The following is a 25281-nucleotide window of genomic DNA, read 5'->3' as shown; positions in this document are numbered from 1 at the left end:
GGACCCCGGCCTTCGCCGGGGAACAGAGCAGGATACGGAGCAAGCGCTTGCCCGTCGCAGCTTCAACGAACATAGCTCGGGCATGCAGCCCATCAGCGAACTCTTCGCGGCCGATCCGCCGCTTGCCGCCTATGACGTCGTCGTCCCGTGCTACAACCGCGCGCACAGCGTCGCCGACGCGGTCGAGAGCGTGCTCGCGCAGGACCCCGCCCCCGCGCGCGTCATCATCGTCGATGACGGATCGTCGGACGACAGCGCCGCCGTCATCGCCGCCCTCGAACGCCAGTATCCGGACCGGGTCGAGGCGGTGCTGCTGCCGCGCAACGGCGGCGCCTCGAACGCGCGGAACGCCGGTGCGGCGCGGGCGCGGTCGGACTGGATCGCCTTTCTCGACAGCGACGACCTGTGGCTGCCGGGTGCCGCCCGCGCGCTGCTGAGCGCCGCGGCGTCGACCACCACAGACATCGTCGTCGGCCATTTCGCGCGGGTCGAGGCCGACGGCATCGCCCAGGCGCCGGAGTGCCATTGGGACGGCGGCTGCATTCGCACCGCGCTGGCGAGCGGCGGCGTGATCGGGCCGAGCTGGGCAATCGTCCGGCGCACCGCGGTGTTCGCGGTCAACGGCTTCGACCCCAGCTTTCGAAACTGCAACGACTGGGACTTCTACACCCGCGTCGCGGCGGCCGGCGGCCGGTTCACCCGGATCGAGGCGGTGGTCGCGCTTTATCGCACGGTGGCCGGCGACCGGCTGGTCAACGACAGCGCGGCCGGCGCGATCAACGCGCAGCGCGTCCTCGCCCACCCCTATTTCGCGGACGCCTGACCCACCGCCGTTGCGGCGAGGCCGCGGACGTCGACCCGCGCCTTCAGCCGCGCGGCGAGCAGCGCGGTGCCGCTGACCTTGCGCTGGACGAACAAGGTTTCGGCATCGGGCACGTGCCAGGTCGCGCGATCGGCGGCGAGCGTCCGCGCCTCTTCGCGCACCACCGGTACGAACGCACGGTCGCCGAAGTCGAACGACCCCGGCCGGTTGAGCGAGGCGTCGATCGCCTCGATGATCCGGTTGACCGAGGACCGGTGCGCGGCGACGGCGCCCTCACCCAGAAACCCCGTCTCGACCGCGATATCGCGAATGCGATCGAGGTCGCGGGCCAACCCCGCCGCGATCAGCCGACGATAGGCGTCCGCCGTCTCCGCCGGCACTTCCCGCGCCGCGCCGAAGTCCAGGAGGACCAGCGCGCCCGTCTCCGGCTGCCAGCGGTAATTTGCGAAATTGGGATCGGTCTGCATCGTCCCGAACGCGAACAGCTCCCGCAGCACCAGCGTGATGAGCGACGTCATCGCCCGATCGCGCGTCGCCTGATCGGCGTCGGCGAGCGTCTCGATCGGCCGTCCCTCGACGAAGCTCATCGCGAGCACGCGCGGCGTCGTCAGCGTGGGTTCGAGCGCGGGCACGACATATCGCGCGTCGCCGGCCAGCCGCTGGCCATAGAGGCGCATCTGCTCGCCCTCACGCACATAGTCCGCTTCTTCCGCCAATTGCCGCTTGGCGGCGGCGAGCAGGGGTGAGAGGTCGAGGCCTGCGGGCAGCAGGCCGGAGACGCGCAGCAGCGCCGCGACATTGTCGACATCGGCGTCGATGCTTTCGGCGACGCCCGGATACTGGACCTTGATCGCGAGCACGCGGCCATCGGGCAGCGTCGCTCGATGGACCTGTCCGATCGACGCCGCCGCCATCGGCGCCGCCTCGAAATGGCGGAAGCGGCGGCGCCAGTCGGCGCCCCATTGGGCGCGTAGCACGGCGTCGAGCTGCGCCGGCGGCATCCGGTATGCCTGGTCGCGAACCCGCGCGAGGATGCTCGACAGTTCGGGCGGGAGCAGATCGCCCGCGTCCATCGAGATCATCTGCCCCAGCTTCATCGCCGCACCGCGAAGGTGCGACAGCCGGTCGGCGACACGCGCGGCGTTCGCGGGAGTGAGGATCAGGTCGCCGAGCTTCGGCCGCTCCCCACTCGCCAACCGCCGCGCGCCTTCGGCCAGCACGCCGCCGGCGACGCCGCCCGCCAGCCGACCGAACCCGCCCAGTCGGGCCAGCCGCCCGCTCGGCACCGCGCGATGCCGCGCATTCTCTTCATGAGCCATGCGGCAACAGCGAAGCGCGACCCGATGCGGTTCCGCAGCCAAGGCCAAGGAAGGTATTCCTCAGCGCCCTACCATGGCTTTCGCGACCTGAGGCGCTATAGCTATCCGGAACAACATAGCGGGGAGGATGGCGATGGCAGACGGGATCGAACGGCGCACGATGCTCGCACTCGGCGCCGCGGCGGGGGCGATGCCGGCATTGGCGGAGGCAGCCCAGACGATGAACGACTATCCCACCCCCGGCCTCGAATTCGTGTTCCAGGCGGATGTCGAGCTCGGCCCGATCGAGGAACTGGGCACGATCGACGGCATCCGCCGCCGCATCGTTCCGATCGTCGGCGGCACCGTCAAAGGCCCGCGGCTCAACGGCCGGGTGATGCCGGGCGGGGCCGACTGGCAGGGCATCCGCGCCGGCGACGGCCTGACCCGCGTGTTCGCGCATTACTGGCTGAAGGCGGACGACGGCCAGGCGATCTCCGTCCAGAACAGCGGCCTGCGCCGTGCGCCGCCCGCGGTCATGCAGCGCATGATGGCGGGCGAGATCGTGCCGCCCGGCGCCTATTACTTCCGCGCCTGCCCGAGTTTCGAGGTCGGTGACGGGCCGCATCGCTGGCTCAATGAAACGGTCTTCATCTGCGTCGGCGCGCGCCTGCCCAACAAGGCGATCGTCCGCGTCTATGCCGTGACCTGAGCGCGCTTGCAGCGGGGCGGTCTCGCGGCAATAACCGGCGGCAAAGGGGAAAAATCCGGATGTCGTTTCGTTCGCTCGCCTGCCTTGCCGCCCTCGCCGTTGCCGCGCCGCTCGCCGCGCAGGACAAGCCTGATGCCAAGGCGGATGTCGCCGCCGATGCGACGATTCCGGCGCCCATCCGCTCGATCACCCGGCACAGCGGCACCTTCGGCGGCACGCGCATCGCCTATCGTGCGATCGCGGGCGACACGTACCTCAAGGACAAGGACGGCAAGCCGCTCGCCTCAATCACTTCGTACAGCTACATCAAGGAAGGGCCCGTCGACCCGAACCGCCCCGTCACCTTCCTGTGGAACGGCGGGCCGGGATCGGGATCGCTCTGGCTCCAGATGGGCGCGTTCGGGCCGAAGCGGGTCGTCATCCCGTCGGATGCGCGCGACGACGGCGCCCCGCCCTATCCGATCGTCGACAACACCGAATCGCTGCTCGACGTCACCGACATCGTCTTCATCGACCCCGTCGGCACCGGTTTCAGCCGCGCGCTCGGCAAGACCGATCCCAAGGATTACTGGGGCGTCACCAAGGATGCCAAGTCGATGGCGGCGTTCATCCGCCTGTGGTTGAACGAGAATGGCCGCTGGAACGCGCCCAAGTTCATCGGCGGCGAAAGCTATGGCACCACGCGTTCGGCCGCGGTCATCAAGGAGCTGGAGGGGTCGTACACCGACGTCGCAATCAACGGGATCATCCTGATCTCCTCGATTCTCGACTTCAGCCAGGCCGCCGACACGCCGGGCAACGAGCTCGGCTACGTCACCAATCTCCCATCGATGGCGGCGACCGCCTGGTTCCACGACAAGGTGCAGAACAAGCCCGCGACGGTCGAGGCGTTCGTCGAGGAAGCGCGCCAGTTCGCGATCGGCCCCTATGCCGCCGCCTTGCTCAAGGGCAATTCGCTGAGCGCGCAGGAGCGTCAGGCGATCCTGCCGCAACTGTCGCGCTTCACCGGCGTCAGCCAGGCGTACCTCGCGAACGCTGACCTGCGCCTCTCGCCCAGCCGCTTCTACAAGGAGCTGCTGCGCGATCGCGGGCTGGTGATCGGCCGGCTCGACACGCGCTATACCGGCCGCGACTATGACAATGCAGGCGAGACCCCCGACAACGATCCCAGCTTCTACGCGATCGACGGCGCATACACCGCGGCGATGAACCAGTGGTCGCGCGAGGGGCTGAAATACTCGCCCGACCTCACCTATTCCTCGATCGGCGGGGTGCGCGACTGGGACTGGAACATCGGTGAAGGGCCGCGCGGCGGCTCCGGCTATCTCAACGTCGCGCCGTTCATCGGCACCGCGATGCGCGAGAATTCGGGCCTGCGCGTGTTCGTGGGCCAGGGCTATTACGATTTCGCGACGCCCTTTTTCGGCGCCGAATACTCGCTCAACCGCACCGGCATCCCCACGGATGGGCGGATCGTCTGGCAATATTACCACGCTGGCCACATGATGTACGTGCGTGAGGACGACCTGAAGAAATTGTCGAGCGATATTCGCGCCTTCATCCGCGCAAGGTGACATAGCGGACGAAGGGCCGCGCCGCGGGGGCGTGCGGCGCGTTCTCGCCCGCATGACGCCTCCGCATCGCCGCTCGCTCATCGCGCTCGATGCGCTCAATGCCGTGCTCGCCGACGTGCGCGACGGGCTCGGTCCCTATCTTGCCATCTACCTCGTCGCCGTCCGCGGGCCGTCGCATGGCTGGTCGGAGGCGAGCGCGGGTGCGGTGATGACGATCGCGGGGATTGCCGGGCTGATCGCCCAGGCACCCGCCGGCGGCCTGGTCGACCGCGTCCATGCCAAGCGCGCGCTGCTGATCGCCGCGGCGGTCGCGGTCACGCTGTCGGCCGTGTCGCTGCCGCTGGTCGAGGGGTTCGCGCTCGTCACCATCGGCCAGTCGATCGCCGCGATCGCCGCCGCCGTGTTCGCCCCCGCCATCGCCGCGATCTCGCTCGGAATCGTCGGGCCGAAACTGTTCACCCGCCGCATCGGCCGCAACGAAGCGTTCAACCATGCCGGCAACGCGGTGTCGGCAGGCCTCGCCGGCGTGCTCGCCTTCAGCTTCGGGCCGCAAGTGGTGTTCTGGCTGATGGCGCTGTTCGCGCTGCTCAGCATCGGCGCGACGCTGATAATCGATCCCAAGGCGATCGATCACCGTGTGGCGCGCGGGATGGGCGAGGCAAAGGACGAACGGCCGCCGCAATCACTGTGGCAGACGCTGCGCAGCCACCCCGCGATCGCCGCCTTTGCCGGCGCCTGCTTCCTGTTCCACCTGTCCAACGCCGCGATGCTGCCGACGGTCGGCCAGCAACTCGCGCGGATCGTCGGCAGCGGCAGTGCGACGTCGCTTATCGCCGCGTGCATCGTCGGGGCACAGGTGGTGATGATCCCGGTCGCGCTGATCGTCGGCGCGCGGACGGATCGCTGGGGCCGCAAGCCGCTGTTTCTTGCCGCGTTCGCGATGCTGACGCTGCGCGGCCTGCTCTATCCGCTCTTCGATGCGCCCGCCTGGCTGCTCGGCGTGCAGCTGCTCGACGGGATCGGTGCCGGCATCTTCGGGGCGTTGTTCCCGATCATCATCGCCGACCTCACCCGCGGCACCGGCCGCTTCAACGTCGCGCAAGGGGCCGTCGCCACCGTACAGGGCCTAGGCGGCGCGCTCAGCACCAGCCTGGCCGGCGCGATCGTCGTGTGGGCGGGCTTCGGCGCCGCCTTCGTCACGCTGGCGGCAGTGGCGGCGATCGGCCTCGTCTTCTTCGCCATCGCCATCCCGGAGACGCGCGGCCGGCTGTCGCCCGCATGAACCGCGCGTTCAGCCACGCGTTCTCTCCCGCGGCCTAGGCTTCACTGGCAACAATCAGGGAGTGGTTCGATGCGTGGACTGGCGATCGCGGCACTGGCGATCATGGGCGCGGCGGCGCCGCTGGCGGCTCAGCCAGGCTGGACCGGCACCTATGTCTTCGATGCCGATCTCGGCCGCGACGCGCTGGGCAAGGGCATCTCCATCGGCGTCGAGCATCGTCTGGTACTCGGCGGCCGCGGCGGCTGCCGATTGACGGCGCAGGGCTATCAGTCGAACGAGGATATCCGCTGCACCGCCGTCCCGACGCGCGGCGGCATGCGGATCACGTTCAAGAGCTATGCCGACGGCAGCATCAAGAACCAGTATGGCGTCACCCGCTATCAGCCCGGCGCCACCCTCTTCACGCTGACCCGCGGCCCGCGCGGCGTGGTGACGAGCTGGGGCGCGTACGAGCCCGACGGGATCAAGGGAAAGACCGGCACCTATTTCCGCAAGGGCTGACGGCATGCAGCGGCTGATGCTCGGGCCACGCGGCGGCATCCCCAACAATCCGGCGCTGCCGGTCCGCCTCTATCGCGCCGCGCTGCACGATCCCGACCTCGCCTCAGCGTTCGAGGCGCGGTTCGGGACGAACGGATGGCCGCCGGCATGGCGGGACGGCGTGTTCGACTATCATCATTACCATTCGACCGCGCACGAGGTGCTCGGCTGCTACGCCGGCCGTGCGACGCTAACGGTCGGCGGGCCGGGCGGCGAAGCGATCGACATCGCGGCCGGCGATGCGATCCTGCTGCCCGCCGGCACCGGCCACAAATGCGAGCGCGCGAGCGACGACTTCGCCATCGTCGGCGCCTATCCTGCGGGACAGGACTGGGACATCGTCACCGAGGCGGCCGACGACGCGATCCGCGCGCGCATCGCCGCCGTGCCCGGACCCGAGCGCGATCCGGTGAGCGGCGCGCCCTTCTAGAACTCGCGGATCAGCCGCAGTCCGGCCACCGGCCGCGCCTTCGCGCCGCGCTGCTTGTCGACGCCCGCACCCGCCTGGATCGCGACCTTCTTCGCCAGCGACCCATGATATTGCGGCATCGCCAGCACGCCGCCGTCCTGACCCGATTTGTAGTTGAGCTCGAGGCCCGCAACCTTGTCCTCGGCAATGTGATAGAAGGTCGAGTGGTTGACGAGCAGGCCCGCCTCGCTCTCGGGCTGCCCGACGCGGACGTCGCCGACACCGACCATCGTCATCGTGCTCAGCTTCTCGCTGTGGCGCCGCCCGATCATGTAGAGCACGGCATGCGACGCGCTGTCGTCGTGCCGGTCATAGATGCCGAGATACTGGACGCCGTGCGCGATCCGGCCATTGTCCATCGTCCCGAACGTCTTCTGCAAACCCAGCTTGAGCTCGGTCAGGCGCGCGTTTTCGAACGGCAGCTCGAACTCGATCGCGAACCCGTCGGTGACCGCATATTCGATCTCCGGCGCCCATTCGACGACCCGCGACTGACCCGACAGCGGCGTGGTGGCGAGCGCGTTGATCTCCAGCTCGCCCTTCTTGGCGCCGAGCGGCCGGATCATGTCGAACACCATCGGTTCTGGAATGTCCGGATAGTCGGCGGCTGCCGCGGGCATGGCGGCGGCGATCGTCACGGCGGCGGCCGCGGCGGTCAGGATACGCATCACAGAACCTCTTCGTTGGGGCGGTGCTCAGGCCGCGACGGCCACCTCGTACTTCGCCGTCGTCTTGGCCGCGACCTCATCGGCGGTGACGCCTGCGGCAAGCTCGATCAGGCGGAACGGGCTGTCGTGATCCACGCGCTGGAACACGGCCAGGTCGGTGACGATCATGTCGACGACGTTCTTGCCCGTCAGCGGCAGCGTGCAAGCGGGAATGAACTTGGGGCTGCCGTCCTTGGCGTTGTGCTCCATGACGACGATGATCTTCTTGACCCCGGCGACCAGGTCCATCGCGCCGCCCATGCCCTTGATCATCTTGCCGGGGATCATCCAGTTGGCGATATCGCCGCCCTCGCTGATCTCCATCGCGCCCAGAACGGTCAGGTCGATATGCCCGCCGCGGATCATGGCAAAGCTGTCGGCCGAGCTGAAATAGACCGAGTGCGGCAGCTCGCTGATCGTCTGCTTGCCCGCGTTGATGAGGTCGGGATCCTCCTCGCCCTCGAACGGGAACGGCCCGATACCGAGCATCCCGTTCTCCGACTGGAGCGTCACGGTGACGCCGTCGGGAATGTGGTTGGCGACCAGCGTCGGGATTCCGATGCCCAGATTGACGTAGAAGCCGTCGCGAAGCTCGCGCGCGGCGCGCGCCGCCATGTCGTCGCGGGTCCAGGCCATCAGTTCAGCTTCCCTTCTTGTATGGTCTCGATGTCGCCAAGCTGGTCGCGCAGCTCCGAAAAATTGCCGTTGACGATCGCCTGAAGCGCCTCGTCCTCGTCCAGCTCCCAGGTCTGCGCGTAGGCGCGTGCGGCGTGCCGAATCGTGTCCGCCATCAGATAGCCGAACACTTCCGGGTCCTGGAGCACCGCCGCGTTGATCCAGACGCTGCTGCCCGCCCCGTCCGTGACCCAGATCCGCGCCACCTCGGACGACGCGTCGGTCAGCGTGTCGCCATTCTCCAGCTTGATCGCATGCTTGGGCTCGTTCACGACTCCGGGCTCCAGCGCTTGTCGGCGGGAAACAGGTCGTCGAAGCCCGCGCCCTCCCAGCCGCCATAGAGCGCATTGGGGATCAGGAACCAGCCATTGCCCCAGAGCGGCGTCAGCGCCGGGCTCTGCGCCAGTGCGCGGCGGGCGGGCGTCGACAGCGACTTGTCGTTGAAGGCGTCGGCGAAGTCGCCGAGATTGTCGCCCGCCATCGCGATCACGCAATAGCGCGCGGCGACGGCGGCGCGGCGCGGATCCTTGGCCGAGCCGGGCGCGACATCGCCCTTGAGGAGCAGCGTGTCGCCCGGCACCGAGCCCGCGATCCCGACAGAGGCGAGCGCCGCAGCGGTGGGCGCTGCCGCCGCACGATCGCGGTTGGAGTTGAACACGACGGTCACGCCGGCCGCGCGGATCGCGGCGATCGCGTCGACGACGCCGGGCACCGCCTCGACCTTGGTCGCGCCGTTCCGTTCCCACTTTGCCCAGCGTGCGGGGTCGAAGGGCGGGTCGCCGCGCACCGCGCTGTCGTAATTGGCGCCGGTGTTGAGCAGCACCGTCTCGTCGATGTCGTAGATGACCGCGCGCGGCTTTGCCCCGCATGTCTCGAAGCGCGGCGCCGCGGGCGTCGATCCGGACGCCAGCACCACGCTCGTCGCCGGTCCCTTGGCGTGCGCGGCGACAAAGGTCGCCATCGCCCGATGCGCCTGGGCCGACAGCACCGCCGCCTCACCCGAGCCGAGCTGCCAGCGATAATGACGCCCCGGTTGGGCGGGCGCCGCCTGGCTCGCGGCGGGCGGCGGCGTCGCCGCGCACCCGGCGAGCATGCCGGCGACGATCAGGGCACCGATCCGGATCACGCCGCCTCGCGGCTCCGCACCGTGCGGAACTCGATCTTCTTGTCGTACGGGGCACCGACGATCATCCGCTTCACATAGATGCCGGGCAGATGGATCGCGTCGGGATCGAGGCTGCCGACCGGCACCACTTCCTCGACCTCGGCGACGCAGATATTGGCGGCGGTCGCCATCGGCTGATTGAAGTTGCGCGCGGTCTTGCGAAAGATGAGGTTGCCCATCTCGTCCGCCTTCCACCCCTTGATGATCGACAGGTCGGCGCGGATGCCGCGCTCGAGGATGTACTCCTCGCCGTCGAAGACCTTCACTTCCTTGCCCTGGGCCACCTTCGTGCCGACGCCGGTCTTGGTATAGAAACCGGGAATGCCCGCCCCGCCCGCGCGGCAACGCTCGGCGAGCGTCCCCTGCGGGCAAAACTCGACATCCAGCTCGCCGGCGAGATACTGCCGCTCGAACTCCTTGTTCTCGCCGACATAGGACGAGATCATCTTCTTGACCTGGCGCGTGCGGAGAAGCTTGCCGAGGCCCTCGTTGTCGATGCCCGCATTGTTGCTGGCGATCGTCAGATCCTTGACGCCGTGGTCGCGGATCGCGTCGATCAGCCGCTCGGGAATGCCGCACAGGCCAAACCCGCCGGCACAGATCGTCATGCCGTCATGGAGCAGGCCGTCCAATGCGGCGGCGGCATCGGGATAGAGCTTCTGCATCGGCGGGGTCCTCGGGCTGGTCGGGGCGTCGGGCGGGTGACTACAAAGCCGGGCGGGCGGACGCAATCGCGGATGATTGCCGTGCGCGTGCCGCCGCGCTCTAAACGGCGGCGATGGTCACCGATTCGCTCGCCTCCGCTTTGTCCCTCGCCCGCGGCGGCGACCTCGTCGGCGCAAAGGCGATGCTCGGGCGGATCGTGGCAGAGCCCGGCGCCGATGCCGATGGCTGGACGATGCTCGCCGGGATCGAGGCGCGGCTGGGCGATGCCGCAGGCGAGAAGGCGGCGCTCTCCGCCGCGCTGGCGCTCAGCCCCCGCCACCTGCCCGCATTGCTGGCGCGCGCGGCGTCGGCGCGGCGCGCGGGCGACGATCGCACCGCGGTCCGCTTCTATCGCACCGCCTTCAACGCCGCCGCGCATACGCCGCCACACGCCTCGCTGCACCCGGCGCTGGAGGAGGCGCAGCGCTTCACCGCCGACGCGTCGCGCCGCTTCGCGGAGACGATGGAGGCGACGCTGACCGATGCGGGCCTGACCGCCGGCAACGTGCCGCCGCGCGTCGGCGAGGCGATCGAGCTGCTGCTCGGCCGGCGTGAGCTCCATGTGCAACAGCCGTCGATGTTCTATTATCCCGGCCTCGCCCAACGCGCCTTCTTCGAGCGCGCCGAGTTCGACTGGGCGCCGCGCGTGGAGGCGGCAACCGCGGCGATCCGCGACGAGCTGATGGCGCTCCTCGCCGATGGCGAGCCGTTCGCGCCCTATGTCGCGTCGACGCCGGACCAGCCCGCGCCCGCCAACCACCTGCTCGACGATCCCGCCTGGGGCGCGGTGCACCTGTTCGAGGGTGGGCAGCCCCATCCGGTGCATGCCGACCAATGTCCGGCGACGATGGCGGCACTGACACAGGCACCGCAGCCGGCGATCGGAACACGGTCACCGATGGCGCTGTTCTCGCGGCTCCGCCCCGGTACGCACATCCGCCCGCATCACGGCGTCTTCAACACGCGCCTGATCTGCCACCTGCCGCTGATCGTGCCGCCCGGCTGCGGCATTCGCGTCGGCGCCGACACGCGCGAGTGGCGCGAGGGCGAGCTCCTGATCTTCGACGACAGCTTCGAGCACGAAGCATGGAACCGCGGCACCAGCGACCGCGTGGTCCTGTTGTTCGAGGTCTGGCGACCCGACATCGGCGAAGACGAGCGCGCGGCGATCACCGCGCTGCTCGGCGCGGTCGAGGCGCACGGCATCGTTGCTGACGACGCCTGACGCCTTAACCACGCATCAACGCTGCTGGGTTAGCGAAGGGCGACATGGTCGACGGCTTCTCCATCCTCCTGACCCACGGGCTGATGCTGCTTGCGGCCTGGCGCCTGCTGTCGCGCGACGATCTCGACCGGGAGGGCGGGCCTGCGCGCAAGGGTTTTCTGCGGCGCGATCCGTGAGCAAGCCGGGCGAGCTTCGCGCCCTCACCAGCGCGCGCGGGATCGCCGCGTGGCTGGTCGTCTTCTATCATATCCGGGAGTCGCTGCCGCCCGTCCCCGCGCCGGTCATGGCGGTGCTGGACCATGGCTATCTGGCGGTCGACTTCTTCTTCGTCCTCTCGGGCTTCGTCATCGCGCTCGCGTGGCGGGATCGCGTCCGCGCGAGCGGCTGGGCAGCGGTGCCGGGCTTCCTCCGCCGCCGCTTTGCCCGCGTGTGGCCGCTCCACGCGGTCGTGCTGACGGGCGGGGTCGTGCTGGCGCTGTTGCTCTGGGCGACGGGCCGACATGACGAGACCGAGTTTCCGTTCGCCGAGCTGCCGCTCCACTTCCTGCTCATCCAGAATTGGGGCTTCACCTCAGCGCTCGCCTGGAACGATCCCGCCTGGTCGATCTCCGCAGAGTTCGCTGCCTATCTGGTCTTTCCCGCCATCGTTCTGGCGATACCGGCGCGGCGGCTGCCATCGGTCGCGCTGATCGGCGCAATCGCGGCGCTGATCGCCGCGCTCGCCGGCTATTTCGCACTGAGCGGCACCACCGACCTCGGCCACGACATCGCGCGACATGGCGTGATCCGCTGCCTTGCCGGCTTCTCGATCGGGATGCTGGTCCATGCGCTCTGGTCGCGCCGCCTTTCAGGCGCCGCGCCGATCGCCATTGCCGTGGCCACCGCCGCAACGATCGCCTGGAGCATCGGCTGGCTCCCTCAGACCGCGGCGATCCCGACGGTCTTCGCGAGCCTTCTGCTCGCGCTCGCGACCACCGACCCGCGATCGCTCGGCCATCCGATCCTCCACCGTCTCGGCGAATGGAGCTATGCGACCTATCTCGCGCATTTCCTGATGTGGAAGGCGTTCAAGCTCGCCTTCGTGTCGGCCGGCGGACCGGTGCCCTGGCCGCTGATCGCGCTCTATGCGGCGATGGTGCTCGCCGCCTCCGCGTTCCTGTATCGCTTCGTCGAAATGCCCGCCCAGGCCTGGATCAATCGGCGGCGGGTTGCGGGAGCACCCAGCGGCACCCCCGCGCTCCGTTAGGCCTCCGCGCCCACCTGTTCCAGCGCGTCGATCAGCGCCTGGTTGAACGCGGGGATGTCGTCGGGCTTGCGGCTGGTGATGAGGTTGCCGTCGATCACGACTTCCTCGTCAACCACCTCGCCGCCGGCATTTTCCAGGTCGGTGCGCACCGACGGCCAGCTCGTCACCCGGCGCCCGTCGACGACGTCAGCCTCCACCAGCAGCCACGGCGCGTGACAGATCGCCGCGACGATCTTGTCGTCGTCCATGAAGGCCTCGACGATGTCGATCGCCTTGTCCTCCATCCGCATCTTGTCGGGGTTGCCGACGCCGCCGGGCAGCAGCAGCGCGTGGTAATCATCGGGATCGACCTGATCGAGCGTCATGTCGGGGGTGATCGTCTCGGTCGGGTCGCTGTCGTTCTTCACGCCCTGGATCGGGTCGGTCTTGATTGAGGCGAGCGTCACCTCGGCGCCGGCATCGAGCAACGCCTGGCGCGGCTTGAACAGCTCGTCATGCTCGAAACCGTCGGTGGCGAGGATCAGCACGCGGCTTCCGTTGAGGTCGGCCATTCGGGGGCACTCCATATGCTTGGGGGTTCGATGCGCTCAACCCGGCCCCGCCCTTCCCGGTTCCTCGCCTTGCCTCGCGGAACGAAAGCGCACGAAGACGCATTGAACCGCCGCTTCCCCAATGACTTGAGTTCCCTCGCCACGCCATGTCCGACACCATCCGCTACTGCGACGACAGCCAGCCCGGGATTACCCGCCGCAAGATGCGTCACGGCTGGGGTTATTGGAATGCGGATGGCGAGCGGATCACCGATCGAGACGAGATCGACCGGCTGAACAAGATCGGCCTGCCCCCCGCCTATCGCGATGCATGGTTCTGTCCCGATCCCAACGGCCATATCCAGGCGGTCGGCTGGGACGAGAAGGGCCGCAAGCAGTACCGCTATCATCTCGAGTTCCGCGAAGCGCAGGAGGCGGCGAAATATGCGGGCTGCGCAAAGTTCGGCGAACGGCTGCCCCGGCTGCGAAAGCGGGTCGAGAAGGACCTGGCCGCCCGCAAGCTGACGCGCGAACGCGCGATCGCCGCGGTCGTCCGCCTGCTCGACCTCGGCCGGTTGCGCGTCGGGAACGAGGGCTATGCCAAGACCAACAAGAGCTATGGCGCGACGACGCTTCGCCGCCGCCATGCTAAGCTGACGGGCACGCGCCTGCGCCTCCAGTACAAGGCCAAGTCGGGCAAGCTGCGCGTGCTGACGATCACCGACAATTCGCTGATCCGCTTCGTCAAGAAATGCCAAGACCTGCCCGGCCAGCACCTGTTCGGCTATCTGGACGATGCGGGCGAGGCGCGGCCGGTGACCTCCGGCGACGTCAACGACTATATTCGCGAGGCGATGGACGCGCCGTTCACCGCCAAGCATTTCCGCACTTGGGGTGCGAGCGCGATCGCGTTCGAGGCGCTGGCGCTCGCGCCCGAGCCGATCGGCCTCAAGACGATGCTGGAGCCGGTGGTCGAGGCGCTTGGCAACACCCCCGCCATCGCCCGCAAAAGCTATGTCCACCCCGCCCTTGTCGCACTCGGCAAGGACAAGGCGGCACAGCTTGCACTCAAGCAGCGGCTCAAGCTACCGCGCGCGGCGCGTCACCTGACGCGCGGCGAGCGCGGGCTGATCGCCTTCCTGGCCGAACTCGACGAAGAGGGCGCGCCTGCCAAGGCAGCGTGACGACGGAGCTTCCATGAGCAACACCGCCGCGGCCAACAGCGCCGACATCCTCGACTTCGACCCCGACGCAGCGCAGCGTCAGGTCAACAGCCTCGTCCATGACGGCGTCGAATGGATCGGGGAGCATTGGCTGCAGATCGGCATCGCGATCGGCGTCGCCGCGCTGATCGTCCTGGCGCTCGACTGGATCAAGCGCTGGGGCCGCCGCTATTGCGAGCGGCAGCCGGTCGTGACCGGCTGGGCCGGCATCTTCGGCCGGGCGATCGCGCGCACCAACCGCTTCTTCATGACGATGATCGCCGCCAAGCTCGTGGTCGGCGTGGCGGACGCCCCTGCGGGCATCGTCACCACGGTCAACTTCCTCTTCACCATCGCCGCCGTGTTCCAGGCGGCGATCTGGGTGCGGGAGGTCATCCTGGGGCTGGTCGAGGCGCGGACGCGGACCGACCACCGCGGCAGCGAGGCGCTGGGCACCGCGCTCGGCCTCATCCGCCTGCTCGTCACCTTTGCCGTGTTCGCGATCGCGCTGATCGTCGTGCTGGACAATCTGGGCGTCAACGTGACCGGCCTGGTCGCCGGTCTCGGCGTCGGTGGCATCGCCATCGGTCTTGCCGCACAGGGCATCTTCGCCGACCTGTTCGCCGCTCTGTCGATCATCTTCGACAAGCCGTTCCGCAAGGGCGACAGCATCAGCTACGACACGACACAGGGCAGTATCGAGGCGATCGGCCTCAAGTCGACACGCATCCGCAGCTTCCAGGGCGAAGAGCGGATCATCTCGAACAAGAACCTGCTCGACAAGGAAATCCAGAACAACACGCAGCGCAGCCACCGACGCGCCAAGTTCGCGATCGGCGTCACCTATCAGACTGCACCGGAAGTCCTCGCCCGCATCCCCGGCATCCTCAAGGAGATTGTCGAGGCGCACGAGCGCAGCTTCATCCGCGCGGGCTTCGTCGGCTTCGGCGCCTCAAGCCTCGACTTCGAGGTCGAGTTCGACAGTCCCGGTCCCGACTATGTCGCCTTCTACGACGCGCGCACCGCGATCGGCATCGAGATCCTGCGTCGCTTCAACGCCGACGGTATCGAGATCGCCTATCCGACGCAGACGACCTTCACCGCCGCCCCCGACGGCACGCTCGTCATGCCTTATCCACAGGTTCAGCCCGTCCGTGCGGTGGATGACGACGCGGTGTGACCATTTCTTCTTGCTCGCGAAACCATATGCGCTACCGCCGATTTGATTGATGCAGGATAAGGTCAGGACAATGCATCAGGATCCGCGCCGATGATGTCGCAGCCCCAACCCCAGGTTGAGCTCGACCAATACCGCGCGTTGTTCGAGACGATGGACGAGGGGTTTTGCGTCATCGAGTTCCTCGATGGCCCGCACGGCCCGGCGAGCGACTATGTCCATGTGCTCGCCAACCCTGCCTATGAGCGGAACGCCGGCATCCCCAACGTCGTCGGGCAGAAAGTCCGCGAGATGGTGCCCGACGAGGCCGACGGCTGGGTCGAGCTCTATGGTCAGGTGCTGCACACCGGCGAGCCGATCCGCTTCCAGCGCGAACTGGTGGCGACCGGCCGCTATCTCGAGGTCTCGTCCTTTCGCCTCGAACCCGCATCGCTGCGACAGGTCGCCGTCTTGTTCAAGGACGTCAGCGATCGCGCCCGGGCCGAAGCCGAACTCCGCTCCCTCAACGAGACGCTGGAGGCGCGCATTGCCGCCGCGGTCGAGGAGCGCGCGCAGATCGAGGAGGCGCTGCGCCAGTCGCAGAAGATGGAAGCGGTCGGCCAGCTTACCGGCGGTCTGGCGCACGATTTCAACAATCTTCTCGCCGGCATTTCAGGCGCGCTCGAACTGTCCCAGATGCGGATCAATCAGGGTCGGCTGAGCGAGGTCGAGAAATACCTACTGACCGCGCAAGGGGCAACGCGGCGCGCGGCGGCGCTGACGCACCGTTTGCTCGCCTTTGCCCGGCGCCAGACGCTCCTGCCCAAGCCCGTCAACGTCAACCGGCTGGTCGCGGGGATGATCGAGCTGATCCAGCGAACCGTCGGCCCCTCGATCGCGATCGAGAATGTCGCGGCCGGCGGCCTGTGGACGGCGATCGTCGACGGTTCGCAGCTCGAGAACGCGCTCCTCAATCTCTGCATCAATGCACGCGATGCGATGCCGGAGGGTGGGCGGATCACGATCGAGACGTGCAATCGCTGGATCGACGCCGCCGCCAGCCGGCAGCTCGACATGCCCGAGGGCCAGTATCTCTCGCTCTGCGTCAGCGACACCGGCACCGGCATGACGCCGGAGGTCAAGGCGCGCGCGTTCGATCCCTTCTTCACCACCAAGCCGATCGGCGAAGGCACCGGCCTCGGCCTCTCGATGATCTACGGCTTCGCCAAGCAATCGGGCGGACAGGTGCGGATCTATTCGGAGGTCGATCAGGGCACGATGGTGTGCATCTACCTCCCCCGCTATCACGGCGACGATGAGCCCGAACTGCCGACGCTGGAGCCGGTCGTCAGCACGCCGGCGGGCGCGGGCGAGACGGTGCTGGTGGTCGACGACGAACCCTCGGTCCGGTTGCTGATCGTCGATGTGCTCCACGACCTAGGCTATGCCGCGATCGAGGCGGTCGACGGCAGCACGGGGCTGCGCGTGCTCGAATCGGGCGCGCGGGTCGATTTGCTCGTCACCGATGTCGGCCTGCCCGGCGGCATGAACGGCCGCCAGCTCGCCGATGCCGCGCGCGCGAAGCGCCCCGATCTCCACGTCCTCTTCATCACCGGCTTCGCGGAGAACGCGCTGCTCAACAACGGGCAGCTGGAGCCCGGCATGGCGGTGCTGACCAAACCGTTCGCGATCGATGCGCTGGCGACCCGGATCAGGGACTTGGTGCGGTCATAATCACTTGTGCCCCGGCGGAGGCCGGGGCCTAGTTGGGAAAGCCGACGTAAGTGTAACGCAACCAGCGCCGCGTAACTGGACCCGACTTCGCCGGGGTACAAGGCTCGACGAAGGCTCCCGCCTTCGCGGCAGCACGATAGCTCAGGACAACCGCTTCCTTGCCGCAGCCCGTCCCGCCGCCTCGACGATCGCCGCGCTGCTCAGCAGGATCATCCCCGTCATCGCGCCGATCGCGAGCAAGCCGCCGCTGGTGATCCGCACCCGCGCGCCCGCCACCACACGCGCGCCGATGCGAAGCGACACCTCGCCCTCATGGACCGGCGCAGGTAGCCGCTCGCTCAGTCGCCGGTGACCTTGACCGGGCCGAGATCGCCCTGCCCCACGCTCGCCGATGCCATGTCGAGCATGCGGTCGAGGCTCGCCTTGGCCTTCAGCCGCAGCGTCTCGTCCACCTCGATCCGCGGGCTCAGGTCGCGGAGCGCGACGTAGAGCTTCTCCAGCGTGTTCATCGCCATGTACGGGCAGATGTTGCAGTTGCAGTTTCCGTCCGCCCCGGGCGCCCCGATGAACAGCTTGTGCGGCACCGCCTTCTGCATCTGATGAATGATGTGCGGCTCGGTCGCGACGATCAGCGTGTCGCCGGGCATCGTCTTGGCATAGTCGAGGATGCCGCTGGTCGAGCCGACATAGTCCGAATGATCGACGATGTGCGCCGGGCACTCGGGATGCGCCGCCACCGGCGCACCGGGATGTTCGGCCTTGAGCTTCAGGAGCTCGGTCTCGCTGAACGCCTCGTGGACGATGCAAACGCCCGGCCATAGCAGCATGTCGCGGTTGAACTTGCGCGCCAGATAGCCGCCCAGATGCTTGTCCGGGCCGAAGATGATCTTCTGGCTCTCCGGGATCTGCGCGATGATCTTCTCGGCGGAGGAGGAGGTGACGATGATGTCGCTGAGCGCCTTCACCTCCATCGAGCTGTTGATGTAGGTAAGCGCGATGTGATCGGGATGCTGCGCGCGGAACGCGGCGAACTGCTCGGGCGGGCAGCTGTCCTCCAGGCTGCACCCGGCGTCCATGTCGGGCAGGATGACGGTCTTGTCGGGGCTCAGGATCTTCGCCGTCTCCGCCATGAAGCGGACGCCGCAAAAGGCAATGACGTCGGCATCGGTCGCCGCGGCCTTGCGGCTCAGCTCCAGGCTGTCGCCGACGAAGTCCGCCAGGTCCTGGATCTCGGGCTTCTGGTAATAATGCGCGAGGATCACGGCGTTGCGCTCGCGCTTCAGCCGGTCGATCTCCGCCAGAAGGTCCACGCCCTGAAGCGATCCGCCGATGCCGTTGCGCGCGTCCATTCCGTACCCTTGACCCCGTGGAAGTTCGGGGCGTCACATGGCCGCAGCGCGCCCGGTAATCAAGGGAGCGCCGGGCGGCGGCGGAAAGGCGAGCGGATCGAGCGCCGCCCCCGGCGTGCCCGACGCGATCGCCCGGTGGAACGCCGCGCCCGGCCCGCCGAACGCCAGCGCGTTGATCGCGACTTGCATCGCGATGAGCGTGACGATCCCCGCGCCCCAGGCCGGATGGACGCGCCCGCTTCGCCGCCGATCGGCGATCACGCCCGCCAGCGGGAACAGCATCAATGCCGCGAACACCGCCTCGCCCGCATGCGGGATCAGGAGCGGCATCGGCAGCAGTCGACCAAAGGCGGGGGCGAGCAGCACCGCCATGCCGCAATAATGCAGGCGCTTGTGCCATCCCGGCTGCCGCCGCCGCACGATGGCCGCAATCGTCAGCCCGGCGAAGAACAGCACGGACAGCGTGTTCATCACGACGAAATAGGCGGGCTGGAAGAAGAACGGCGTCATGCCCCGCCGCGCCATCCCGATCGTGACGGCGATCCCCATCACCACCATCGCTGCCGCCCAGACCGCCGCCACCCAGCCGAGCCGCCGGTGCAGCGCGCGCTCGCCCGTCGCCGCCAGCCAGGTCTGCACGACATAGATCGCGACCCAGCCCATGAAGACGACGGCATGAACATGGATGAGCGGCGGCGCGCCGAAGCTCGATCGCCCCATCGCCAGCTGCGTCGAAAAGCCACCGACCACCGTCGCCGCCATGACCAGCGAACTGATCGCGAAGAAACGATCGTCGCCGCGCGACCGCCGCGCCGTGTTCCCGAAAGTCGTCCCCATCCCCCAAGCTCCCCGCAAAGCCCGATGGAGGAACGCATTACCATAGATGGTGGATCGATGCGCCGACGATTTACGATTGGCGGCGAAGTTGGCCGAGCGCTACCTCTATCGTCATCCCGGCCTTGAGCCGGGATCCCGCTTCTTCTTCCTGCCGATAGTCAAGAAGCAGAACCCCGGATCAAGTCCGAGGTGACGAGCTCTCTATTGCCCGTTCCCCAGCACCTCGGCCGGGGTGCGCGACTGGTCCCAGCGCGCACCGCTGCGACCGCGCTCGGCGGGGAAGGTCACGACGACGCGCGCATCCGGCTGACCCGCGGCATTGAGCGGTGCGGCGAGCGTTCGCGCGATCGCCCCGCGGGCGAGTTCGCGCGCCTGCGCCAACCGCTCGGGGCTCGTCGCCTCCCGGACCGCCGCACGATCGGCGGCGCGCGACACGCGGGTCCCCAGCGCCTCGCCCGCGCCGCGCGTCACGAAGGTGCCGCTGCGCTCGACCACCACCGCCTGCCCCTCGTCGACATTGGCGCGGTCGGCGACAATGTCGGGCGCGTCGACGATCAGCGTCCGCTCCGCCTCGTTCCATTGAAGGTCGCGCGTCGACAGCCGCGACAGGTCGACGGTGTAGTCGACCGAATAAGGCATCTTGGCGACGCGACCCGACTTGAGCAGCCCACCCCAGCGCGTGTCGGTTGCCGCCGCCTGGACGATGCCCGACAGCCGCGCGACGCGAAGCTGGCTCATCCCCGCCATCCGCGCGGTGACGATCTGTGTGACGGCAGGGCCTTCGGGTGCCTCGGCGGGCTTGGTCACGACCGCTCGGTCGCGATAATCCTGCCACGCGTACAGCAACCCGCCGACGACCGCGAGCAACAGCGCGATCGCGACGATCAACCGCCAGGGTTCGCTGCGCCTCATGCGGCGTGCCATGTGCCGCCCTCCTCGCCCGTCGCCAGCCCGCGCCGCCGCAGGTCGAACAGGTGCGCCAGCACCGATCGCGCCGCCGCGCCCTTCAGCCGCTGATCCAGCCCGACATACATCGCGTCGACCATCGTGCGGACGTCGGACGGACCCCGCGCGAGCAGCCGCACGATCTGACCCTCGCGCTGCTTGCGATGGCCCAGCATCCCGCGCACCAGCCGCTGCGGATTGTCCACCGCCTCGCCATGCCCCGGATAATAGACGCGCTCCTCGCGACCGATCAGCTTCTCCAGGCTCGCCATATAGTCGCCCATGTCGCCATCGGGCGGCGAGACGATACTCGTCGACCAGCCCATGACATGGTCGCCGCTGAACAGCGCCGCTTCCTCCGGCAACGCAAAGGCGAGATGGTTCGAGGTGTGCCCCGGCGTCGCCACCGCCTGAAGCGTCCACCCCGCCCCGTCGATCCGCTCGCCATCGCCGAGCACGCGATCGGGGGCGTAGTCGGTGTCGAACGCCGCGTCGGCGCGGGGGCCGTCATCGTCCATCGTCAGCGGCGCGCAGCCGATGACTGGCGCGCGCGTCGCCTCGCGCAACCGCGCCGCCAGCGGGCTGTGGTCGCGGTGGGTGTGGGTGACGACGATCGCCTCGACCGGCCGGCCAGCAATGGCGCGGAGTAGCGCGGCGAGATGCGCCTCGTCCTCCGGACCGGGATCGATGACGGCGAGCGTATCCTTTCCCACCAGATGCGTCTGCGTGCCGGTATGGGTGTAGGGCGAGGCATTGCCCGCCAGGATGCGCGTCACCAGCGGGCTCAGCGGCACGGCCTCGCCGACCGGAAGCGTGTTCATGCCACCCATGTGGCGGCACGCGCCCCCGACGGCAAGGCCGCCCGGTGCCTCCCCATCGCGGGGAAGGGCGCGCGCCTTATTCCTCCGGCTTGGCCATCGACGTGTGCCGGCGCGCGAGCACGCTGTCCGGGATGACGTGCGACAGTGCCGCCTCGACCTTGTTCTTGGCGCCCGACACGACGTGCGCCGACCCGTTCATCATCGCCTTCCAGCCGTTTTCGGCGGTGAGCGCGGGATCTTCCTTGCTGTCGTCCTTGCCCACCGGCGTGTCGAGCATCTTGGCCCGCTCGAAGAAGCGGGTGTCCGTTGGCCCGGGCATCAGCACCGTCACCTCGACGCCGGTGTCGGACAGCTCCTCGCGCAGCGCATAGGCGAAGCTGTCGAGATACGCCTTGGTGCCGTTATAGACCGCCTGATAGCTGCCGGGAATCAGCCCCGCGATCGACCCGGTGATGAGGATGCGCCCCTCGCCGCGCGCCGCCATCGCCTGCGCCGCCTTTTGCAGAAGATAGGTGGTGCCGGTCACGTTGGTATCGATGACGCGGCGCCACTCCTCCGGCGACTGCTCGACGAACGCGTGGCCGAGCCCGCGGCCGGCATTGGCGATCAGGATGTCGATCGGTCGCCCGCCGACCGCCGCGAGCAGCCGGTCGTTGCCTTCGAACGTCGCGAGATCGGCCTCGACCGCCTCGACCTTGGCGCCCGTGCCGCGCAGTTCGCCCGCCGCCGCGTCGATCTGCGGCTCGTCCGCGACGAGGATCAGTTCATAGCCCTCGCGCGCGGCGATCTTCGCCAGTTCGCGCCCGATGCCGCTCGATGCGCCCGTGATGACTGCCAGTCCGCCCATGCGCCGTCTCCTTCGGAAAAACTCCAAAGGCAAAGCGAATCAGGCGCTTATGCGTTCCCTGCCATCAGGGCCGCGCGTGCCTCTCCGCGACGGATCCAGTCCACGCCCAGATCTTGTCACGCCTGGCGAGGACGACGACCAGGTTCAGCAGGACGGCCGGCAGCCCGATGAACCCGAACCAGCGTGTCGACCCGCTGAGGAACGCGACCGCCAGCAGGACCGCGATGGCCGGCAGGAACAGCAATGTGAGCATGACTAGCACTCGGGTAGCGATCAGGACGTTTTTCACGGGCGACCTCGAACCAACCGGATCTCCAGCCTACAGCCTCGATCGATGAAGCCAATGCGGCGTCGTCAGCTCGCGCCCGATTAGGGACGTTTGCGGACATTCGCATCCCGGCGGCGGCAGGGACGGAACCGGCATGCAATTCGCCGGTTCGCGACAAGCCATGTCATTGATGAACATCAAGCCGTGAGTGACCTCAGACGAGGCATCTGGCGTGAGTTCTTCCCGCGGAAGATCCGCCACTGGCTCGTCCCGATCGGCACCATGGGCCTGGTCGGCCTGATCGGTGCGATGCTCCTGGCGATGACCGGCGTCCTCAACCTGGCGGCATCGACGCCGCATCCGCAGGGTTGGGCGAGCTTCCTGCACTTCGCGTTCCAGCGATCCGTCGCGTTCCACTCGCGCAATCTCCAGCCCCCGGCCGAGATCAACAGCGCCGCGCTGATCGAGAAGGGGGCGACGCATTACGACCGGGTCTGCTCGAACTGCCACGGCGCGCCGGGCATGGGCCAGAACCCGATCGCCATGTCGATGCGCCCGCAGCCGCAATATCTGATGGGATCGCTCAAGGACTATTCGCCGTCGGAGCTGTTCTGGATCGTCAAGCACGGCGTCAAATACAGCGCGATGCCCGCCTGGCCCGCCGGCGATCGCGACGACGAGGTCTGGGCGATGGTCGCCTTCCTCCGCGCGATGAAGTCGATGAACTACGAGCAGTATCGCAGCATCACGCTCGGCGCGATGAAGCGGGCAACCGGCGCGCCGCCCGCGTTGCCGCCGGGCGATTTCCGGCCGCAACCCTATGTCATCGGCGGCACCCAGACCGCGGAGGCGGCGGTCAACTTCTCGACCCCGGCGCTGGGCTTCGGCCACAGCTCGGAGATTGCCGAGATCGGCAAGAGCTGCGTCGCCTGTCACGGCACCGACGGCCGATCGCGCGCAAGCGGCGGCATCCCGAACATCGCGCTCCTGAACCGCAACCAGATCGTCCGGCAGCTCGACCTCTATCGCACCGGCGTTCGCCAGAGCGGCATCATGCAGAACGTCGCCGTCCAACTCACCCCCGACCAGATCGCCGGCCTGGCAAGCTACTATTCGTCGCAGCCGAAGGTCGGCGGGGCCAAAGTCCGCGCGACACCCGCGGTGCTGGCGCTGGGCGAGCGCATCGCCTCGCAAGGGCTCCCCGATCGCCAGGTGGGGGCCTGCGCCAGCTGCCACGGCATCACCGCCGCCGCCGCGCGGGCGTATCCCGGTCTCGACGGTCAGTATCCGCTCTACCTGCGCGACCAGCTTCGCCTCTATCGCTCGGGCGTGCGCGGCGGCGACATTCCGGCCAACCCGATGCCCGCCGTCGCCGCCCGGATGACCGACAAGGAGATCGAGGCGGTGTCGCTCTTCTATGCCAGCCGCTCGCTCGGCACCGCGCCGGTACGAGCCGTGGACGCGCCGGTGCCCGCCAATCCGTAGGCTCTTCGAAGAATAGCGGGTTGGTGCCCCGAGAGAGACTCGAACTCCCGACCTGCGGTTTAGGAAACCGTTGCTCTGTCCTGCTGAGCTATCGGGGCACGGCCCAAGCCCTATGGCAGGGCGCCGGTGGAATCAATTGCGCGTCTCGGGCGGAACGACGGGGAACGGCAGGGGCGCGATCGCCACGCCTTCCTCCACCAGCGCCTTGGCGTCGGCGAGCGTCGCCTGGCCGTGGATCGGTGCCTGAGGCGCATCGCCCAGATGCATCGCGCGCGCCTTGTCGACGAAGGCGGCGCCGACCCATTGCGAGGTTTCCAGCGCCTTGGCCTGCGCCGCCGCCATCGCGGCGAGCGCGGCCTTGATCGCTTCGGGCGACGGGGTCTCGGACGGTGCGGGCGCCGGCACTGCGCTGCGCTGATTGCCCTTGGCGCCGACATTGGGCGCCATCACCGCCTTCTCGACACCGCGATCACCGCACATCGGGCATTCGACCAGCCCGCCGGCGCGCTGTTCCTCATAGGCGGCGGACGAGCCGAACCACGCCTCGAACACATGGCCCGTCCCGCAGCGCAGGTCGAAGACGATCACGACGCCGCCACCGGCGGGATGGTGCGGCGATGATCGAGCACGGGCACCCGCCGCCGCGCCTCGCCCAGGCGATCGCGGTCGATCTCGGCAAAGCCTAGCCCGGGCGCCTCGTCCATATCGAGCAGCACCTCGCCCCAGGGGTCCACCACCAGCGACCTGCCATAAGTTTCGCGGCCGTCCTGATGCTCGCCCGTCTGCGCCGCGGCGACGACGAAGCACGCATTCTCGATCGCCCGCGCACGAAGCAGCACCTGCCAGTGCGCCGCCCCGGTCGGCCGCGTGAACGCCGCCGGCACCGCCAGCAGCTCGGCGCCCGCAGCGCTCAATGCCTGATAGAGCGCCGGGAAGCGCAGGTCGTAACAGATCGACAGGCCCAGCCGACCCGCGGGCGTCGCCACCACCGCGGCTTCCTCGCCGGCTGCATAGACCGCCGATTCGCGCCAGCGATCGCCGCCGCCCATGTCGACGTCGAACAAATGAAGCTTGTCGTACCGTGCGCGGATCGCGCCCGTATCGTCGATGACGAAGGCGCGATTGGCGAAGCGCCCGTCGGGACGACGGATCGCCAGCGATCCCAGATGCACCCAGACGCCATGCGCCGCCGCAGCCGCTCGCACCGCTGCCAGGACAGGGTCGGCATCCTCGGCGACGATACTGGCGCCCGCCCGCGCGCGATCGCGGTCGATCAGGTTCGACATTTCGGGCGTGAACAGCATCGCCGCCCCGCCCGCTGCCGCCGCCTCGATCGCCTCGACGACAACCCGGCCGTTCGCGGCCGGGTCGATGCCGCCACTCATCTGAAGAAGCGCAATCCTCACGCGTTCAGAAGCGCGTCCAGCCGCCCTTCACGCTCCAGCGCGGCGAGATCGTCGGAACCGCCGACATGATGCCCGTCGATGAAGATCTGCGGCACCGTGGTCCGGCCGCCCGCGCGGTCGATCATCTCCGCGCGCTTCGGCCCGCCCATGGTGATGTCGAACTCCTCGTAGGAGACGCCCTTGTCGCCCAGCAGCCGCTTTGCGCGGGTGCAATAGGGACACCATGCCTTGGTATAGATTTCGATCTGCGCCATCGGGTTGAGGTGGAAAGCGCGAGCGC

General features: G+C 68.4%; 30 protein-coding genes and 1 tRNA gene. 13 read left to right on the top strand and 18 right to left on the bottom strand.

Annotated features, from left to right (window positions below; translation table 11 throughout):
* The first annotated feature begins 82 nt into the window (after positions 1–82).
* A complete protein-coding gene (locus RS883_RS07450; RefSeq protein ID WP_315764383.1) occupies positions 83–823 on the top strand; it encodes a glycosyltransferase family A protein in 741 nt (246 codons plus the stop codon).
* On the opposite strand, the gene RS883_RS07445 is transcribed toward RS883_RS07450, so the two are convergent.
* Positions 805–2142, bottom strand: a complete 1338-nt coding sequence (locus RS883_RS07445) for an AarF/ABC1/UbiB kinase family protein (RefSeq protein ID WP_315764381.1) — start codon at positions 2140–2142, stop codon at positions 805–807. The two genes, RS883_RS07450 and RS883_RS07445, sit on opposite strands and share 19 nt — an antisense overlap.
* 133 nt (positions 2143–2275) lie before the next feature.
* Here RS883_RS07445 and RS883_RS07440 point away from each other — a divergent pair, with 133 nt between their 5' ends.
* The 5 genes from RS883_RS07440 to RS883_RS07420 all read left to right on the top strand — a co-directional run bounded on the left by RS883_RS07440 (position 2276) and on the right by RS883_RS07420 (position 6659).
* On the top strand, positions 2276–2833 hold the full coding sequence (locus RS883_RS07440; protein ID WP_315764379.1) for a DUF3237 domain-containing protein: 558 nt from the start codon (positions 2276–2278) through the stop codon (positions 2831–2833).
* Between the two features lie 59 nt (positions 2834–2892).
* Positions 2893–4407, top strand: a complete 1515-nt coding sequence (locus tag RS883_RS07435; RefSeq protein ID WP_315764377.1) for a S10 family peptidase — start codon at positions 2893–2895, stop codon at positions 4405–4407.
* Between the two features lie 52 nt (positions 4408–4459).
* Positions 4460–5689 (top strand): MFS transporter, encoded by a 1230-nt coding sequence (locus tag RS883_RS07430; protein WP_315764375.1) that lies wholly within the window; start codon positions 4460–4462, stop codon positions 5687–5689.
* Between the two features lie 69 nt (positions 5690–5758).
* Entirely contained in the window at positions 5759–6190 is a 432-nt protein-coding gene (locus RS883_RS07425) for a DUF5991 domain-containing protein (RefSeq protein WP_315764372.1), read from the top strand.
* Positions 6191–6194: 4 nt separating this feature from the next.
* The gene (locus RS883_RS07420) at positions 6195–6659 is read left to right on the top strand and encodes a cupin domain-containing protein (protein ID WP_315764369.1); all 465 of its coding nucleotides are present in this window, start codon (positions 6195–6197) and stop codon (positions 6657–6659) included.
* Here RS883_RS07420 and RS883_RS07415 read toward each other — a convergent pair.
* From RS883_RS07415 to RS883_RS07395, 5 genes are read right to left on the bottom strand one after another with little or no spacing between them, the layout of a single operon-like run.
* On the bottom strand, positions 6656–7366 hold the full coding sequence (locus RS883_RS07415; protein ID WP_315764366.1) for a hypothetical protein: 711 nt from the start codon (positions 7364–7366) through the stop codon (positions 6656–6658). The genes RS883_RS07420 and RS883_RS07415 overlap by 4 nt on opposite strands.
* Positions 7367–7393: 27 nt before the next feature.
* On the bottom strand, positions 7394–8041 hold the full coding sequence (locus RS883_RS07410) for a 3-oxoacid CoA-transferase subunit B (protein ID WP_315764364.1): 648 nt from the start codon (positions 8039–8041) through the stop codon (positions 7394–7396).
* The gene (locus RS883_RS07405) at positions 8041–8352 is read right to left on the bottom strand and encodes a DUF5076 domain-containing protein (protein ID WP_315764362.1); all 312 of its coding nucleotides are present in this window, start codon (positions 8350–8352) and stop codon (positions 8041–8043) included. The genes RS883_RS07410 and RS883_RS07405 overlap by 1 nt, the downstream gene beginning before the upstream one ends.
* The gene (locus tag RS883_RS07400; protein WP_315764360.1) at positions 8349–9206 is read right to left on the bottom strand and encodes an HAD family acid phosphatase; all 858 of its coding nucleotides are present in this window, start codon (positions 9204–9206) and stop codon (positions 8349–8351) included. The genes RS883_RS07405 and RS883_RS07400 overlap by 4 nt, the downstream gene beginning before the upstream one ends.
* Entirely contained in the window at positions 9203–9910 is a 708-nt protein-coding gene (locus RS883_RS07395) for a CoA transferase subunit A (RefSeq protein ID WP_315764359.1), read from the bottom strand. The genes RS883_RS07400 and RS883_RS07395 overlap by 4 nt, the downstream gene beginning before the upstream one ends.
* A gap of 113 nt (positions 9911–10023) precedes the next feature.
* Between RS883_RS07395 and RS883_RS07390 the strand changes: the two genes are divergently transcribed.
* Genes RS883_RS07390 through RS883_RS07380 form a run of 3 tightly spaced genes read left to right on the top strand, consistent with a single transcriptional unit; the run spans position 10024 to position 12421 of the window.
* Complete coding sequence (locus tag RS883_RS07390; protein ID WP_315764356.1) at positions 10024–11175, top strand: aspartyl/asparaginyl beta-hydroxylase domain-containing protein; 1152 nt, start codon at positions 10024–10026, stop codon at positions 11173–11175.
* A gap of 44 nt (positions 11176–11219) precedes the next feature.
* Positions 11220–11351, top strand: coding sequence for a hypothetical protein (locus RS883_RS07385; RefSeq protein ID WP_315764354.1), 132 nt, complete (start codon positions 11220–11222; stop codon positions 11349–11351).
* Positions 11348–12421 (top strand): acyltransferase, encoded by a 1074-nt coding sequence (locus tag RS883_RS07380; protein WP_315764351.1) that lies wholly within the window; start codon positions 11348–11350, stop codon positions 12419–12421. The genes RS883_RS07385 and RS883_RS07380 overlap by 4 nt, the downstream gene beginning before the upstream one ends.
* On the opposite strand, the gene RS883_RS07375 is transcribed toward RS883_RS07380, so the two are convergent.
* Positions 12418–12972, bottom strand: coding sequence for a type 1 glutamine amidotransferase domain-containing protein (locus RS883_RS07375; protein WP_315764349.1), 555 nt, complete (start codon positions 12970–12972; stop codon positions 12418–12420). The genes RS883_RS07380 and RS883_RS07375 overlap by 4 nt on opposite strands.
* 146 nt (positions 12973–13118) lie before the next feature.
* Here RS883_RS07375 and RS883_RS07370 point away from each other — a divergent pair, with 146 nt between their 5' ends.
* The 3 genes from RS883_RS07370 to RS883_RS07360 all read left to right on the top strand — a co-directional run bounded on the left by RS883_RS07370 (position 13119) and on the right by RS883_RS07360 (position 17043).
* Positions 13119–14135 carry a DNA topoisomerase IB gene (locus tag RS883_RS07370; RefSeq protein WP_315764346.1) on the top strand — a complete coding sequence of 339 codons (1017 nt, stop codon included), beginning with the start codon at positions 13119–13121 and terminating at the stop codon, positions 14133–14135.
* Positions 14136–14148: 13 nt separating this feature from the next.
* Positions 14149–15333, top strand: coding sequence for a mechanosensitive ion channel family protein (locus tag RS883_RS07365; protein ID WP_315764345.1), 1185 nt, complete (start codon positions 14149–14151; stop codon positions 15331–15333).
* A 93-nt stretch (positions 15334–15426) separates the two neighbouring features.
* Positions 15427–17043, top strand: a complete 1617-nt coding sequence (locus tag RS883_RS07360; RefSeq protein WP_315764343.1) for an ATP-binding protein — start codon at positions 15427–15429, stop codon at positions 17041–17043.
* Between the two features lie 141 nt (positions 17044–17184).
* Here the strand turns inward: RS883_RS07360 and RS883_RS07355 are convergent, their stop codons facing one another.
* From RS883_RS07355 to RS883_RS07325, 7 genes are all read right to left on the bottom strand, one after another.
* On the bottom strand, positions 17185–17346 hold the full coding sequence (locus tag RS883_RS07355; protein ID WP_315764341.1) for a hypothetical protein: 162 nt from the start codon (positions 17344–17346) through the stop codon (positions 17185–17187).
* A gap of 35 nt (positions 17347–17381) precedes the next feature.
* Entirely contained in the window at positions 17382–18392 is a 1011-nt protein-coding gene (gene nadA, locus RS883_RS07350; RefSeq protein WP_315764339.1) for a quinolinate synthase NadA, read from the bottom strand.
* 33 nt (positions 18393–18425) lie between these two features.
* The gene (locus RS883_RS07345; protein ID WP_315764337.1) at positions 18426–19229 is read right to left on the bottom strand and encodes a hypothetical protein; all 804 of its coding nucleotides are present in this window, start codon (positions 19227–19229) and stop codon (positions 18426–18428) included.
* A gap of 201 nt (positions 19230–19430) precedes the next feature.
* The gene (locus tag RS883_RS07340; RefSeq protein WP_315764335.1) at positions 19431–20153 is read right to left on the bottom strand and encodes a DUF4230 domain-containing protein; all 723 of its coding nucleotides are present in this window, start codon (positions 20151–20153) and stop codon (positions 19431–19433) included.
* On the bottom strand, positions 20138–20995 hold the full coding sequence (locus RS883_RS07335) for an MBL fold metallo-hydrolase (RefSeq protein WP_409977403.1): 858 nt from the start codon (positions 20993–20995) through the stop codon (positions 20138–20140). Before RS883_RS07335 ends, RS883_RS07340 begins: the two co-directional genes overlap by 16 nt.
* A gap of 76 nt (positions 20996–21071) precedes the next feature.
* Entirely contained in the window at positions 21072–21842 is a 771-nt protein-coding gene (locus tag RS883_RS07330; protein ID WP_315764329.1) for an SDR family NAD(P)-dependent oxidoreductase, read from the bottom strand.
* 64 nt (positions 21843–21906) lie between these two features.
* Entirely contained in the window at positions 21907–22095 is a 189-nt protein-coding gene (locus RS883_RS07325; RefSeq protein ID WP_315764326.1) for a hypothetical protein, read from the bottom strand.
* Between the two features lie 219 nt (positions 22096–22314).
* Here RS883_RS07325 and RS883_RS07320 point away from each other — a divergent pair, with 219 nt between their 5' ends.
* Positions 22315–23595 carry a c-type cytochrome gene (locus RS883_RS07320; RefSeq protein WP_315764323.1) on the top strand — a complete coding sequence of 427 codons (1281 nt, stop codon included), beginning with the start codon at positions 22315–22317 and terminating at the stop codon, positions 23593–23595.
* A 21-nt stretch (positions 23596–23616) separates the two neighbouring features.
* Here the strand turns inward: RS883_RS07320 and RS883_RS07315 are convergent.
* The 4 genes from RS883_RS07315 to grxC form a co-directional block, all read right to left on the bottom strand.
* Positions 23617–23693 (bottom strand) — tRNA-Arg (locus RS883_RS07315).
* A 34-nt stretch (positions 23694–23727) separates the two neighbouring features.
* Positions 23728–24183, bottom strand: a complete 456-nt coding sequence (locus RS883_RS07310; RefSeq protein WP_315764320.1) for a DUF1178 family protein — start codon at positions 24181–24183, stop codon at positions 23728–23730.
* Complete coding sequence (locus tag RS883_RS07305; protein WP_315764317.1) at positions 24180–25001, bottom strand: carbon-nitrogen hydrolase family protein; 822 nt, start codon at positions 24999–25001, stop codon at positions 24180–24182. The genes RS883_RS07310 and RS883_RS07305 overlap by 4 nt, the downstream gene beginning before the upstream one ends.
* Positions 24998–25255 (bottom strand): glutaredoxin 3, encoded by a 258-nt coding sequence (grxC, locus tag RS883_RS07300; protein WP_315764315.1) that lies wholly within the window; start codon positions 25253–25255, stop codon positions 24998–25000. The genes RS883_RS07305 and grxC overlap by 4 nt, the downstream gene beginning before the upstream one ends.
* Positions 25256–25281 lie beyond the last annotated feature (26 nt).

Origin of the sequence: Sphingomonas sp. Y38-1Y, assembly GCF_032391395.1 — a bacterium.
Lineage (GTDB): Bacteria > Pseudomonadota > Alphaproteobacteria > Sphingomonadales > Sphingomonadaceae > Sphingomonas.
This window is presented reverse-complemented; position numbering and strand designations above follow the sequence as displayed.